Origin of the sequence: Pseudomonas atagonensis, from assembly GCF_011369485.1 — a bacterium.
Lineage (GTDB): Bacteria > Pseudomonadota > Gammaproteobacteria > Pseudomonadales > Pseudomonadaceae > Aquipseudomonas > Aquipseudomonas atagonensis.
The window spans coordinates 80,447-93,775 of sequence record NZ_VXCA01000018.1; the positions used below are offsets into that span (position 1 = coordinate 80,447).

Consider the following 13,329-nt stretch of genomic DNA (forward strand, 5'->3'; position numbering starts at 1 on the left):
TAGAAATAGTCCGGTCAGTCCTTGTCAGGGACTTATTCCTACGGATAATGCCGACCTTTTTTCGCAAACTTGAGCCTTCGATTCGCTTATGTTGTCCAGATCCTTGCTGTGCCTTGCTGTTTTCAGTGCGTCCACGCCCCTGCTTGCCGACACCGTCTGGTTAAAGAACGGTGACAAGTTGAGCGGCACCATCACCGTGTTCGATGGCGGCAAACTGTTGATCCAGACCAAATATGCCGGTGCGGTCACGATTGACTGGAAAGAGGTCAAGACGCTGGACAGTGATCAGCACTTGCTCGTCAAGCAGGACGCCTATACCGGTGAAGTCTCCAAGTCGCTGACGGCCGCCGAAGATGGCAAGGTCACCCTGGCCAATGGCGAGGCGCCGAAAACGGTCGAGCTGGCCAGTATCCAGCAGATTCTCAAGCCGAAACCGATAGTCGAGGATCTGGTGTGGAAGGGTAATGTCGACCTGGCACTGGATTATCAGCGCGCCGAGAAGGACACCGACGACTACGACGTCGGCTTCAAGACATCCGCGCGCCATGGCCGCTGGCGTCACACCGCCGAAGGCGAGTACAACCGCGAAGTGCAGGACGACGAAGTCACCACCAATAACTGGCGCGCCGAGTACTCGCTTGACCGCTTCCTGACTGACAAGTGGTTCTGGCAGGGACGTTTGAACTACAAGCGTGACTACGTCGAAGAGTTGTCCCGTCAGCGCGTGGTCGGTACGGGCCCGGGTTATCAGTTTTGGGATGACGAACTGGGTGCGTTCTCGCTGGGCTCGCTGCTCAACCGCACCGATTACGAATACAGCGATGGCGGCAAGGACAATTTCTATTCGGTCGCGATGAAGTGGGACTACAACCGTTACCTGATCGGCAAGAAGGTCGAGTTCTTCACGACTGGTGAAGTCGGCAAGCCATTGTCCGGCGTGGCGGACTATGCGCTGGATGCCGAGATGGGCCTGCGCTACAAGGTCACCGATTGGGCGTCGCTCAATCTAAAGGCCGAGCGCGACATCATCAGCGGCACCAACGATGCTGACCTGAGCAAAACCCGTTACACCGCCGGGTTTGGCGTGGCCTGGTAAGGCCAAACAAAAAAATCGCAGCCATCGGGCTGCGATTTTTTTTGCCTGTACAAAACAGACGCCCACAAAAAAGCCCCGCTTTTAAGGGCGAGGCTCTTTTCTAAAGAAGCTACAAGTTAGATAACTTGTACTTCTTCAGCTTGCATGCCTTTCTGACCGCGGGTAGCGATGAAAGAAACCTGTTGGCCTTCTTTCAGGCTTTTGAAGCCGTCGGATTGGATAGCTTTGAAGTGAACGAACAGGTCGTCACCGGATTGTGGAGTGATGAAGCCGAAGCCTTTTTCATCGTTGAACCACTTAACGGTACCGGTTTGGCGATTAGACATGGTGTAACTCCTTGAACAAAGATAACTGCGACTCAGGAAGAACCCTGGCCGAGACTGAGTGCAAAGAGCAGGAAAAATTCTTGTAGATGGTTGGATCGAAATTCAACATATCGTGTAGAGATTCTCAGTGACACAAGCAGCACAGTGGCGCCACCTTAACCCTTTTTCCGGGACGTGCCAATGCTTCTTGCGAAGGTTTCTCTGTTTTAGGGATCGGCGGTGTGACTGTTCATCGCCAGACCGCGTATTTCCTGCGTGTTCGGCGAGAATTGCAGCGCGCACTTTGAACCCGGCGGCGCGCCCGGTAAGATGCCGGACAGAATTTTTCCACCTCGCTATTCAGGACACCCCGCCATGAGCATCAAATCGGACAAGTGGATTCGCCGCATGGCGCAGGAACACGGCATGATCGAGCCTTTCGTCGAGCGCCAGATGCGCGGCAGCGACGACAGTCGTGTGATCTCCTACGGTGTGTCGAGCTACGGCTACGATGTGCGTTGCACCAATCATTTCAAGGTGTTCACCAACATCAACTCGTCGATCGTCGATCCGAAAAACTTCGACCCGGGCAGCTTCGTCGACGTCCACAGCGACGTCTGCATCATCCCGCCGAACTCATTCGCCCTGGCCAGCACCGTCGAATACTTCCGCATTCCGCGTAACGTGCTGACCATCTGCCTGGGTAAAAGCACCTACGCGCGTTGCGGCATCATCGTTAACGTGACGCCGCTCGAGCCTGAGTGGGAAGGTCACGTGACGCTGGAATTCTCCAACACCACCAACCTGCCGGCGAAGATCTACGCCAACGAAGGCGTCGCACAGATGCTCTTCCTTGAATCCGACGAGGAATGTGAAGTTTCCTACAAGGATCGCGGCGGCAAGTATCAGGGCCAGCGTGGCGTGACCTTGCCTCGTACCTGATTTGTCCATCCGGCGGTTGCCGGGAATTCTTTGGCGGGCAGACACTCTATGGGGTGTACTGCCCGTTTTTGTTTCAGGCAAAACGGGCCTTCGCCGAGGAGTGTCCCATGAAGATCGATCCGCATATCACTGCCGAACTGGCAAGGCTTGAGCCCAATCAGGTTGGCGTATTGGCCTGGTCCTTGTTGGCACATCCGCAATTGAACATGGCCGGCGGCATTCCCGGTCAGCCCGACCCCGATACCCCCAACGAACAACCGACCGAGCCAGGCGAACCGACCCTGCCCGACGAGCCACCTCCGGCGCCTGTTGCCTGATCCCCAAGGGAAATGAATGGCCAGTCAGATGAAGTCCGGCAAGACTTCAACTGACTGGCCATATTTCGTTATCGCCAATGACAAAAATCCTGCAGTTGTCATCCCGCTCGACCGGGTAACCGCCGGTGAAGGCGCCAAACGCCGGCATCAGGCTCACCCGTTCAGCCAGTCGGAAACACGCCAGGCGCAAACGCTGTCGCCCCTTGCCGTGCAGCCGATAGACGGGATGCACGTGACCCGCCAGCACATGACGCTCAGGATGCGGATCCGGCTCATGCTGCAAGGCAAACGGCCCGAGCAGCAGCGGTTCGGGCACAACACGAATATTCAACGAAGCCGGCGGATCGCCGGCGCGTTTGTCGTGATTGCCACGAATCAACGTCATCGGCAGATCCCTATGGCGCGCCCGCCACTGCGCCAGAGCACGCAGCGTGCCTTCGGCGTGCGAGCCGGGGCCATGCAGAAAATCACCCAGAAATATCAGCTGCCGACAGGGCAGTTTGCCCAACAAGCGATCCAGTACTTCGATATTGCTCGCCGTGGTGCCTTGCGGAACCGGCTGACCCAGGCTGCGGTAAGCCGCGGCCTTGCCGAAGTGGACGTCGGCGATCAGCAGCGCCTGTTGCGCCGGCCAGTACAGGGCTTTTTCCGGCAGCAGCCAGAGTTCTTCGCCCGCCAGGCGAACCGGATAGGGCGCACTCACGACGATTGATCCTTATCGGCGGTGTTCTCCAGATCGCCGACCATTCTTCTGATGCGGTCAGCGAGTTTTTCCGAACTCATGCTTTCGCGCATGCGTTCCACCAGCAGCGGAAACCCCAGCGGTGTAGGGCGTTTGATCAGAAACACGTCGATTTTCATGCGGTTGATGCGCTCCAGCGTCTGTTCCAGCCGGCGAATATCCAGTTCTTCGCGCAGGACTTCTTCCCCGGCCTGTGCCAGCAGCAGATTGTCGGCGTCGTATTGTTTGAATACTTCGAAGAACAGACCGCTGGAGGCCTGCACCTGCCGGGTGCTTTTCGGGGCACCGGGGTAACCGGAGAACACCAGCCCGGCGATCCGGGCGATTTCGCGAAAACGCCGCAAGGCCAGTTCACCTGCGTTCAGGCTGGCGAGCACATCGCGCAATAGATTCTCGGCGCTGAACAGTTCCGCGTCGAGCTGTTGCGACCAGTCCACTGGCGTGGCACTGAGCAACTCCAGGCCGTAATCGTTGACTGCAATCGAGAAGGTCACCGGCTGCCGTTGACTGACGCGCCAGGCGAGCAGGCTGGCGAGCCCCAGATGTACCTGACGCCCGGCAAACGGATAGAGAAACAGGTGCCAGCCTTCACGGGATTTCAGCACTTCCACCAACAGTTTTTCTCGGGTGGGCAGGCCAGACCAGCGGGTCTGGGTTTCCAGCAACGGGCGCAAAGCCTGCATTTCCGCGCCGACAAACTCCCCCTGAGCCGCAGCGCTGAAACGCCTGACCACCGCCTCGGCCAGTTCGTTGGAAAGCGGCATCCGCCCGCCATTCCAGCGCGGCACGGCGGCTTTCTTCGCCGTACTGCGTTTGACGTAAGCGGTCATGTTCTCCACGCGGACCAGTTCCAGCAAGCGACCGGCAAAAAGGAACCCATCACCCGGTTTCAGCCTTGCGATAAAACCCTCTTCGACGCTACCCAACTGTTTGCCACCCCCGCCCTTGCTCCAGAACTTCAGTTGCATGCTTGCATCACTGACGATGGTGCCGATGCTCATTCGGTGACGGCGCGCCAGACGTGCATCCGGCACGCGCCAGACGCCGTGCTCGTCAGGCTCGACTCGACGGTAATCCGGATAGGCCGTCAGAGACATCCCGCCATGACGTACGAAAGCCAGCGCCCATGCCCAATCCGCAGGCGTCAGATCACGATAGGCCCAGGCGCCACGGACTTCTTCGTACAGCTCAGCGGGTAAAAAACCGCCGCCCAGCGCCATGCTGACCAAATGCTGCACCAGCACATCCAGCGGTTTGTGCGGTGACAGTCGCGGTTCGATGCGTCGCTGCTCCACGGCATCACGGGCGGCGACGGCTTCGATCACTTCAAGGCTGTGCGTCGGCACCAGTGTCACCCGCGAAGTGCGCCCCGGTGCGTGGCCGGAGCGACCGGCACGCTGCATCAAGCGGGCGACGCCTTTGGCCGAGCCGATTTGCAGTACGCACTCCACGGGCAGGAAATCCACCCCCAGATCAAGGCTGGAGGTGCAGACCACCGCTTTCAACTGTCCGTTTTTCAATGCCTGCTCAACCCAGTCGCGGGTGTCGCGTGACAAAGAACTGTGATGCAACGCGATCAATCCGGCCCAGTCCGGTCGCGCCTCAAGCAGTGCCTGATACCAGATCTCCGACTGCGCCCGCGTGTTGGTGAACACCAGACTGCTGGCGCAAACGTCCAGTTCGGCGACCACTTGCGGCAACATTTTCAAACCAATGTGCCCGGCCCAAGGAAAACGCTCGAGGGTGGGCGGGAGCAGGGTGTCGATCTTCAGCGCTTTTTCGCTCTGACCCTGGACGCTGACGCCACCGCCCTGTGGGATCAACACCTGTTCGGCGTGGGATTGATTACCGAGCGTGGCGGACACGCCCCAGACAAGCAGGTCGGGTTGCCAGCGCCGCAGACGGGCGAGGGCCAGTTGTAACTGGACGCCGCGTTTGTTGCCGAGCAGTTCGTGCCATTCATCCACGACGATCATTCGCAATGTCGACAGCGCCGTTTGCGCGTCGGCGCGGGCGAGCAGCAGGGTCAGGCTTTCCGGGGTGGTGATCAGCGTGGTCGGCAGGCGGCGGCTTTGGCGGGCACGCTCACTGCTGCTGGTGTCGCCGGTGCGCAGGCCGATGCTCCACGGGAGTCGCAGATCGTCGATGGGTGTTTGTAGCGCGCGTGCAGTGTCGGCGGCGAGTGCGCGCATTGGCGTGATCCACAACACGGTCAGCGCTTCGGCTGGCTGTTTGCGTTTGCGTGGGGGCGCATCGACGGGAGTGGTTTTGGCAAAGCGATTCAGGGCGGCAAACCACACCGCATAGGTTTTACCGGCGCCGGTGCTGGCATGCAGCAGCCCCGACTCACCGCGCTTGACCGCCGCCCACACCTGTTTCTGAAAGGCGAAGGGCTTCCAATCGCGAGCGCTGAACCAGATTTTTGCGAGGTCGGAGGATATCGCCATGCGGGCTGCGCGCGCTCTGGAGGTGTTCTTCCAGTGACCGCACGGTGGCCGCACAAGTTTGATTTTTGTAGACGATGAAGATCCATTGTGGGAGCGGGCTTGCTCGCGAAGGCGTCGTCACATTCAACTGCGTCGTTGACTGACAGACCGCTTTCGCGAGCAAGCTCGCTCCCACAGGGTTCTGCGCTAGCCGTTATTTGAGGTTGCCGCTAAGGAATTGCTTCAGGCGTTCGCTTTTCGGATTGCCGAGCACGTCTTCCGGCGCGCCTTCTTCCTCGACCAGACCCTGGTGCAGAAACAGCACCTGACTGGAGACTTTACGGGCAAAGCTCATTTCGTGAGTCACCATGATCATGGTCCGGCCTTCTTCGGCCAGGCCCTGAATCACCTTGAGCACTTCGCCCACCAGTTCCGGGTCGAGCGCCGAAGTCGGCTCGTCGAACAACATCACTTCCGGCTCCATCGCCAATGCCCGGGCAATGGCCACGCGCTGTTGCTGGCCGCCGGACAAAAACGCCGGATATTGATCCGCCACCCGCGCCGGCAGGCCGACTTTGTCCAGATAGCGCCGCGCACGATCATCGGCTTCCTGTTTGCTGCAACCCAGCACCCGGCGCGGGGCCATGGTGATGTTTTCCAGCACGGTCATGTGGCTCCACAGGTTGAAATGCTGGAACACCATCGCCAGGCGGGTGCGCAGGCGTTGCAGTTCATCGGCGTCGGCGACATGCATGCCGTGGCGGTCGGTGACCATGCGGATCGCCTGGCCGTCGAGGCTCATCGCGCCGTCGTTGGGTTGTTCGAGAAAGTTGATGCAGCGCAAAAAGGTACTTTTGCCCGAGCCGCTGGCGCCGATCAGGCTGATCACGTCGCCGGTTCTGGCCTTGAGCGAAACGCCTTTGAGCACCTGATGGTCGCCATAGCTTTTGTGCAGGCCTTCAACGGTCAGTTTGTACATGGGGCAGACATCCTCAAGGCGAAAGTAGGTAGCCGCTGCGATAGGCTTCGGCGCCCGCAACGTGGGCGATCACCATGCCGGCAGTGGCCATGCGCCGCAGCGAACGGGCGTACATCAGGCCGGCCGCGGTGCAATAAACAGGGGTGACCCGGTCGTGGATCGGGTCGATGATTTCGGCAATCTGTTGCCCGGCTTCCAGGTACTGTCCCGCCGTGGCGGTGTACACCAGCAGGCCGCCGACCGGCGTGGTCACCGGTTCCACGCCGGCCAGTGGCGTGGCGGAGTAAGGCAAGCGCGGTTGTGGTTTGGTCTCGCCGACGATCGCATCGAACTGAATCAGGTAGTCGATCAGTGCCTGACAGTCGCGACTGGCCAGCGGGTGGGTGACATCGCCCTGACCGCGCAACTCGACGGTCACCGAGAAACTGCCGAGCGGAATGTTGAAGTGTTCGCCAAAGCGCTCCTTCAATTGCCACCAGAGCAGGGTGAAACACTCATCGAACGACTGGCCGCCGGAGTCGGTGGCCAACAAACTCGCCTGCGACTCGATATAACGCGCCAGCGGCTCGACCTGCGGCCACGCTTCCGGCGTGGTGTAGAGGTGAACCACCGATTCGAAATCGCAATGCAGGTCCAGCACCATGTCTGCGTCGCAGGCCAGCCGTTGCAGGGTCAGACGCTGGGATTGCAGTTGCGTGGTGGCGGTCTGGCGGGCGAGGGCGTTGCGCAGGCTGGCGCGGATCAGCTCGAGGTTGTGCTGCGGATCGTCGTTGAGCCTGCCCTCGATGTCGTTGCCGATTTCTTCGCTGAGGTCGACAAACCAGCGGTTGAAGTTCTGCCCGCTCTCCAGTTCGTAACGGCCCAGCGGCACGTCCATCAACACTTGTTCGAGGCCGACCGGGTTGGCCACCGGCACCAGCACGATTTGGCTGCGCAGGCGCCCGGCGGCTTCCAGCTCCGCAAGACGCTGTTTGAGGTGCCAGGCGACGAGCATGCCGGGCAGCTCATCGGCGTGCAGCGAGGACTGAATGTAGACCTTGCCCTTGGCCTGCTCCGGGCCGAAGTGGAAGCTGTGGATCTGTCGTGCGGTCCCCGGCAGCGGGGCCAGCAGGTCATGGATCTGGTGTCGCATTACAAGGATTCCTAGTGTGTCGGCCCGAGGAAGGCCAGCCATCGGCGTTCGGCGAGACGGAACAGGCCGACCAGCGCAAAGGTAATGGTCAGGTAGATCAACGCGGCGATGCCGAACGACTGAAAGGTCAGGAAGGTCGCCGAGTTGGCGTCCCGGGCGACTTTCAGAATGTCGGGGATGGTCGCGGTGAAGGCCACGGTGGTCGAGTGCAGCATCAGGATCACTTCGTTGCTGTAATACGGCAACGAACGGCGCAGCGCCGACGGCATGATCACGTAGGCATACAGCTTCCAGCCAGTCAGGCCATAAGCCTTGGCGGCTTCGACTTCGCCGTGGCTCATGCTGCGGATCGCTCCGGCGAAAATCTCTGTGGTGTACGCGCAAGTGTTCAGGGCGAAGGCGAGGATCGTGCAGTTCATCGCATCGCGAAAGAAGCTGTCGAGGATCGGCTGCGCACGCACCGCCGCGAGGCTGTAAATCCCGGTGTAGCAAATCAGCAACTGGATATACAGGGGCGTACCGCGGAACAGGTAGGTGTAGAACTGCACCGGCCAGCGAACGTAGAAGTGGCTGGAGACCCGGGCGATCGACAACGGAATCGACACCAGGAAACCGATGAAGATCGAGGCACTGAGCAGCCACATCGTCATCGCGAGACCGGTAATGTTCTGGCCATCGGTATAAAGGAAGGCTTTCCAGTATTCCTGCAGAAGTTCGATCATCGTACGGCCTCCCGGGCACCGGCGGCGTAGCGGCGTTCGAGCCAGCGCAGGATGAAGTTCGAGGCACTGGTGATCAGCAAGTAGATCAAGGCAGCGAGGACTAGGAAGTAGAACAGTTGATAGGTGCTTTTACCGGCGTCCTGCGCAGCTTTGACCAGATCGGCGAGGCCGATGATCGACACCAGTGCGGTGGCCTTGAGCATCACCATCCAGTTATTGCCGATGCCCGGCAGGGCGAAGCGCATCATTTGCGGGAACACCACAAAGCGAAAGCGCTGGCCACGTTTGAGGCCATACGCGGTGGCCGCTTCAACCTGACCGCGCGGCACGGCGAGGATCGCCCCGCGGAAAGTCTCGGTGAAATACGCACCATAAATGAAGCCCAGGGTCAGCACCCCGGCGCTGAACGGGTCGATTTCGATGTATTCCCATTCCATGTAGTCGGTGAGCGTCGTCAGCCAGGTTTGCAGGCTGTAGAAGATCAGCAGCATCAGCACCAGATCCGGCACCCCGCGAATCAGCGTGGTGTAGAGCTGGGCGGGCAAGCGCAGCAGTTTGATTTTTGACAGTTTGGCACTGGCGCCGAGCAGACCGAGCAACACGGCCACCAACAGCGACAACGCCGATAATTTGATGGTCATCCAGGTGCCTTCCAACAGCAAAGGGCCGAAGCCCTTGAGGCTGAAGGCGGAGAGCCCCAGATTTTGTAAGAGGGTTTCGAACATAAATCAGCAACCTGAGCGGATGGGAAAGGCGCCCATCGAGGATGGGCGCCGGGGCATTATTTGCCGCTGTACAGATTCAGATCGCCAAAGTGTTTCTTTTGAATCTCGGCGTATTTGCCGTCGTCGTGTAACGCTTTGATACCTTTATCTAAAAGCGCCTTCAGCTCAGTGTTACCTTTCTTAATACCGACAGCGGTCTTGGCTGGCAGCAAGTGGTTGTCGACCGGCTCGCTGACGGCATACTCGGCGCCCTGTGGCGACTTCAAAAAGCCCAGTTCGGCCTGCAACATGTCCTGAATGCCCGCATCGAGACGGCCAGAGGTCAGGTCGGAATACACCTGATCCTGATTCTGATAGGCCTGGGTTTTTACGCCGGCCTTGTCCAGCACGGCTTTGGCGTAGGCTTCCTGAATGGTGCCTTGCTCGTAACCGACGGTTTTGCCTTTCAGCGAGGCGACGTCGTTGGTGATGCCCGAACCTTTTTTCGACACGTACGCCGTCGGGCCGGAGAACAGCTCGCTGGAGAAGTCGATGACTTTTTCGCGGGCTTCGGTAACGGTCATCGACGAGATCACACCGTCGAATTTATTGGCCTTGAGGCCCGGAATCATGCCGTCGAAGTCACTTTCGACCCACTTGCACTTGACCTTCAGTTCGGCGCAGATCGCGTTACCCAGATCGATGTCGAAGCCCACCAGACTGCCGTCGGCCGCTTTCGACTCGAACGGTGCGTACGAAGGGTCAACGCCAAAGCGCAGCTCTTTGTATTCCTTGGCCAGCGCGGAGCCGGCGGCCATGCACAACGCCAGTGCAGAAAGGGTCAGCAATGCTTTTTTCATTATTCAATCCCTAAGAACCAATATGAGCGCTTGTGGCGCAGAATTATTGTTACTGGAACGCGTACGACCTATAGAAAGTAGCAATTTCCGAACCAGAGTCCCGAACAAGTGTTTTAAAAGGTCGAGCGGGTAGGGATGAGGGCGATTGAATGCCCGGAAATGGGCATGGCGATTTCGTTGCACTGTTTCGGATCAAACAGCGCCATTGAGGTCAGGTGATCCCCTCACCACAAAGTGACTGTCTTCTGATTTCCCTGCAGTTCTCTGTCCCGGGAAAAGGGGTCAGGCAAGGAGGTCTTGCAGGGTGGCAAGGCTATCTGCCTCGTCCACGGTTTTATCCTGGCGCCAGCGCAGCATCCGTGGAAAACGCACGGCAATCCCGCTCTTGTGCCGCCGCGACAGAGCGATGCCCTCAAAACCCAGTTCGAACACGAGGCTGGGTTTCACACTGCTGACCGGGCCGAATTTTTCGACTGTGGTCTTGCGCACGATGCTGTCGACCTGGCGCATTTCCTCATCGGTCAGCCCTGAATAGGCCTTGGCGAACGGCACCAATGCGCGTTGGCTGGACTCGGGCGGGCCGTCCCACACGGCGAAGGTGTAATCGCTGTACAGACTGGCGCGGCGACCGTGGCCGCGTTGCGCGTAAATCAGCACCGCATCGACGCTGAACGGGTCGACCTTCCATTTCCACCACACGCCCATGTCCTTTGTGCGGCCCACGCCATACAAGGCGTCGCGGGCCTTGAGCATCATGCCTTCCACGCCCAGACGCCGGGACGCTTCACGCTGGCGGGCGAGGTCGAACCAGTCGTTGCCGGTCAGCACCGGCGAGGGCAGTAACACCGGGCTGTTGCTCTGGGCGATGAGTTCTTCCAGTTGCGCCCGGCGTTTGATTTGCGGCTGGTTGCGCCAGTCTTCGCCCTGCCATTCCAGCAGGTCGTAGGCGAGCACCACCACCGGTACGTCTTCGAGGATTTTCTTGTCGAGGGTTTTGCGGCCGATCCGTTGCTGAAGCAAGGCGAAGGGTTGCACCGCAGGCGGTTCAGTCGATTGCGGATCGAAGGCGTCTTCGGTGGTGGGATGGCTGCTTTTCCAGACGACGATTTCGCCGTCGATCACCGTGCCATCGGGCAAGCCATGCACCAGCACGTCGAGTTCGGGAAAACGCTCGGTGACCAACTCTTCACCGCGCGACCACACCCAGAAGCGCCCGTCGCGTTTGACCACTTGAGCGCGAATGCCGTCCCACTTCCATTCAATTTGCCAGTTGGAGGCCGGCCCCAGCAGCGCTTCAAATGTCTCGACCGGTTGCGACAGCGCATGCGCGAGGAAAAACGGATAGGGCTGGCCGCCGCGCTGGGCGTGTTCGTCGGCCGACTCGGCGGCGATCAGTTTCAGATAACTGGCGGCGTTCGGCCGATTGGACAAATCGGTGTACCCCACCAGTCGCTGCGCCACACGTTTGCTGTCCAGGCCGGCCATCGAGGCCAGCGCGCGGGTCACCAACAGTTTTGAAACGCCGACGCGGAAGCTGCCGGTGATCAGTTTGATGCACAGCATCAGGCTCGGCCGATCCAGTTGCGCCCACAGCGCCGGCAGTTGCCGCGCCAGATATTCCGGGGTTTCACCCCGCAGCGGCAGCAGTTTGTCTTCGATCCATTCGGCCAGACCCGCGTCGGAGCTGTGCGGGTTTTCCGGGAGCACCAGCGAAATGGTTTCCGCCAGATCACCGACGGCTTGATAGCTTTCCTCGAACAGCCACGGCTCCAGCCCCGACACGGCGACGGCGAGTTCGCGCAGGATTCGCACCGGCACCAGTTGCCGGGGTCGTCCACCGGACAAAAAGTACACCGCCCAGGCGGCGTCTTCAGGCGCAGCCTGAGCGAAATAGCTCTGCATCGCCGCCAGTTTGGCGTTGCTTGACGTGGTGGCGTCGAGTTCGGCGTACAACTCGGCGAAGGCTTTCATGCGGGTATCTCGGCAATGGACGGTTCGGCAGTGACGTTGTCTTCTTCGTCATCGCCGTATTCGGTATTGAAGCCTTGGGCATCGAGACCTTGTTCGCGCAGATGACGAACGAGGACGCCGATCGAACCGTGGGTGACCATCACCCGTTCGGCGCCGGTCTGTTCGATCGCCCAGAGCAGGCCCGGCCAGTCAGCGTGATCGGACAGCACGAAGCCGCGATCCACCCCGCGCCGGCGCCGCGTCCCGCGCAGGCGCATCCAGCCGCTGGCAAACGCGTCGCTGAAATCGCCAAAGCGGCGCATCCAGCTACTGCCGCCGGCAGAAGGCGGGGCGATGATCAGGGCCTGGCGCAACATCGGGTCATTTTTCTCCACGTCACCGGCGTAGATCGTCGGCGGCAGGTACACGCCCGCGTCGCGGTAGACCCGGTTCAGCGGTTCGACGGCACCGTGGCTGAGAATCGGTCCGATGCTTTCGTCGATGCCGTGGAGAATCCGCTGAGCCTTGCCGAACGAGTAACAGAACAACACGCTGGCCTTGCCGGCGGCGGTGTTGGCTTTCCACCATTCATTGATCTCGCCGAACACCTGCGTTTGCGGCTGCCAGCGGTAGATGGGCAGGCCGAAGGTCGATTCGGTGATGAAGGTGTGGCAGCGCACCGGTTCGAACGGCGCGCAGGTGCCGTCCGGTTCGATCTTGTAATCGCCGGACGCGACCCAGACTTCGCCGCCGTATTCCAGACGCACCTGTGCCGAACCGAGCACGTGGCCGGCCGGGTGGAAACTCAAGGTGACACCGTGGTGGGTCAGGCGCTGACCGTAGTCGAGGGTTTGCAAATTGATGTCTTGCCCCAGACGCGCGCGCAGAATCCCTTCGCTAGCGCTGCTGGAAAGGTAGTGCTGGTTGCCGGTGCGGGCGTGATCGCCGTGGGCGTGGGTGATCACCGAACGCTCAACGGGGCGCCACGGGTCGATATAGAAGTCCCCGGCGGGGCAGTACAAGCCTTCGGGGCGGGCGATAACAAGGTCCATGGCGTTACCGGAATGGAGGGACTTGTTAGCTATGAGGTTGGCGCGAAGTCAGAAGTTCTATTGATTTTGCGGTGGGAGCGAAGAATTTGGCTGGCGGGAAAA

13 protein-coding genes are annotated in these 13,329 nt (G+C 60.0%); 3 read left to right on the plus strand and 10 right to left on the minus strand.

Annotated elements, in window-relative coordinates:
• Positions 1 to 88: 88 nt before the first annotated feature.
• Complete coding sequence (locus F2P67_RS13240) at positions 89 to 1,096, plus strand: DUF481 domain-containing protein (RefSeq protein WP_166220910.1); 1,008 nt, start codon at positions 89 to 91, stop codon at positions 1,094 to 1,096.
• A gap of 116 nt (positions 1,097 to 1,212) precedes the next feature.
• Here the strand turns inward: F2P67_RS13240 and F2P67_RS13245 are convergent, their stop codons facing one another.
• Complete coding sequence (locus F2P67_RS13245; RefSeq protein WP_002554837.1) at positions 1,213 to 1,422, minus strand: cold-shock protein; 210 nt, start codon at positions 1,420 to 1,422, stop codon at positions 1,213 to 1,215.
• 354 nt (positions 1,423 to 1,776) lie between these two features.
• Between F2P67_RS13245 and dcd the strand changes: the two genes are divergently transcribed.
• Complete coding sequence (dcd, locus tag F2P67_RS13250) at positions 1,777 to 2,343, plus strand: dCTP deaminase (protein ID WP_007918616.1); 567 nt, start codon at positions 1,777 to 1,779, stop codon at positions 2,341 to 2,343.
• 107 nt (positions 2,344 to 2,450) lie between these two features.
• Positions 2,451 to 2,660: a hypothetical protein gene (locus F2P67_RS13255; RefSeq protein WP_166220911.1), complete on the plus strand. Its 210-nt coding sequence runs from the start codon at positions 2,451 to 2,453 to the stop codon at positions 2,658 to 2,660.
• A gap of 46 nt (positions 2,661 to 2,706) precedes the next feature.
• Here F2P67_RS13255 and pdeM read toward each other — a convergent pair whose 3' ends face one another.
• The 9 genes from pdeM to F2P67_RS13300 form a co-directional block, all read right to left on the minus strand.
• Positions 2,707 to 3,363 carry a ligase-associated DNA damage response endonuclease PdeM gene (gene pdeM / locus F2P67_RS13260; protein WP_166220912.1) on the minus strand — a complete coding sequence of 219 codons (657 nt, stop codon included), beginning with the start codon at positions 3,361 to 3,363 and terminating at the stop codon, positions 2,707 to 2,709.
• Positions 3,360 to 5,849: a ligase-associated DNA damage response DEXH box helicase gene (locus F2P67_RS13265; RefSeq protein WP_166220913.1), complete on the minus strand. Its 2,490-nt coding sequence runs from the start codon at positions 5,847 to 5,849 to the stop codon at positions 3,360 to 3,362. The genes pdeM and F2P67_RS13265 overlap by 4 nt, the downstream gene beginning before the upstream one ends.
• A gap of 193 nt (positions 5,850 to 6,042) precedes the next feature.
• Positions 6,043 to 6,807 carry an ABC transporter ATP-binding protein gene (locus tag F2P67_RS13270; protein WP_166220914.1) on the minus strand — a complete coding sequence of 255 codons (765 nt, stop codon included), beginning with the start codon at positions 6,805 to 6,807 and terminating at the stop codon, positions 6,043 to 6,045.
• A gap of 13 nt (positions 6,808 to 6,820) precedes the next feature.
• Complete coding sequence (locus F2P67_RS13275; protein WP_166220915.1) at positions 6,821 to 7,939, minus strand: succinylglutamate desuccinylase/aspartoacylase family protein; 1,119 nt, start codon at positions 7,937 to 7,939, stop codon at positions 6,821 to 6,823.
• Between the two features lie 11 nt (positions 7,940 to 7,950).
• Positions 7,951 to 8,661 (minus strand): ABC transporter permease, encoded by a 711-nt coding sequence (locus F2P67_RS13280; protein WP_166220916.1) that lies wholly within the window; start codon positions 8,659 to 8,661, stop codon positions 7,951 to 7,953.
• A complete protein-coding gene (locus tag F2P67_RS13285) occupies positions 8,658 to 9,386 on the minus strand; it encodes an ABC transporter permease (protein WP_166220917.1) in 729 nt (242 codons plus the stop codon). Before F2P67_RS13285 ends, F2P67_RS13280 begins: the two co-directional genes overlap by 4 nt.
• Positions 9,387 to 9,442: 56 nt before the next feature.
• Positions 9,443 to 10,225, minus strand: coding sequence for a transporter substrate-binding domain-containing protein (locus tag F2P67_RS13290; protein WP_166220918.1), 783 nt, complete (start codon positions 10,223 to 10,225; stop codon positions 9,443 to 9,445).
• A gap of 282 nt (positions 10,226 to 10,507) precedes the next feature.
• The gene (locus F2P67_RS13295; protein ID WP_166220919.1) at positions 10,508 to 12,196 is read right to left on the minus strand and encodes an ATP-dependent DNA ligase; all 1,689 of its coding nucleotides are present in this window, start codon (positions 12,194 to 12,196) and stop codon (positions 10,508 to 10,510) included.
• On the minus strand, positions 12,193 to 13,227 hold the full coding sequence (locus F2P67_RS13300) for a ligase-associated DNA damage response exonuclease (protein ID WP_166220920.1): 1,035 nt from the start codon (positions 13,225 to 13,227) through the stop codon (positions 12,193 to 12,195). Before F2P67_RS13300 ends, F2P67_RS13295 begins: the two co-directional genes overlap by 4 nt.
• Between the last annotated feature and the right edge of the window lie 102 nt (positions 13,228 to 13,329).

What these genes read in the sequence shown, in the direction of transcription:
- F2P67_RS13240 (WP_166220910.1), top strand. Translation starts at nt 89, where the DNA reads ATGTTGTCCAGATCCTTGCTGTGCCTTGCTGTTTTCAGTGCGTCCACG.
- F2P67_RS13245 (WP_002554837.1), bottom strand. Translation starts at nt 1,422, where the DNA reads ATGTCTAATCGCCAAACCGGTACCGTTAAGTGGTTCAACGATGAAAAA.
- dcd (WP_007918616.1), top strand. Translation starts at nt 1,777, where the DNA reads ATGAGCATCAAATCGGACAAGTGGATTCGCCGCATGGCGCAGGAACAC.
- F2P67_RS13255 (WP_166220911.1), top strand. Translation starts at nt 2,451, where the DNA reads ATGAAGATCGATCCGCATATCACTGCCGAACTGGCAAGGCTTGAGCCC.
- F2P67_RS13265 (WP_166220913.1), bottom strand. Translation starts at nt 5,849, where the DNA reads ATGGCGATATCCTCCGACCTCGCAAAAATCTGGTTCAGCGCTCGCGAT.
- F2P67_RS13270 (WP_166220914.1), bottom strand. Translation starts at nt 6,807, where the DNA reads ATGTACAAACTGACCGTTGAAGGCCTGCACAAAAGCTATGGCGACCAT.
- F2P67_RS13275 (WP_166220915.1), bottom strand. Translation starts at nt 7,939, where the DNA reads ATGCGACACCAGATCCATGACCTGCTGGCCCCGCTGCCGGGGACCGCA.
- F2P67_RS13280 (WP_166220916.1), bottom strand. Translation starts at nt 8,661, where the DNA reads ATGATCGAACTTCTGCAGGAATACTGGAAAGCCTTCCTTTATACCGAT.
- F2P67_RS13285 (WP_166220917.1), bottom strand. Translation starts at nt 9,386, where the DNA reads ATGTTCGAAACCCTCTTACAAAATCTGGGGCTCTCCGCCTTCAGCCTC.
- F2P67_RS13290 (WP_166220918.1), bottom strand. Translation starts at nt 10,225, where the DNA reads ATGAAAAAAGCATTGCTGACCCTTTCTGCACTGGCGTTGTGCATGGCC.
- F2P67_RS13295 (WP_166220919.1), bottom strand. Translation starts at nt 12,196, where the DNA reads ATGAAAGCCTTCGCCGAGTTGTACGCCGAACTCGACGCCACCACGTCA.
- F2P67_RS13300 (WP_166220920.1), bottom strand. Translation starts at nt 13,227, where the DNA reads ATGGACCTTGTTATCGCCCGCCCCGAAGGCTTGTACTGCCCCGCCGGG.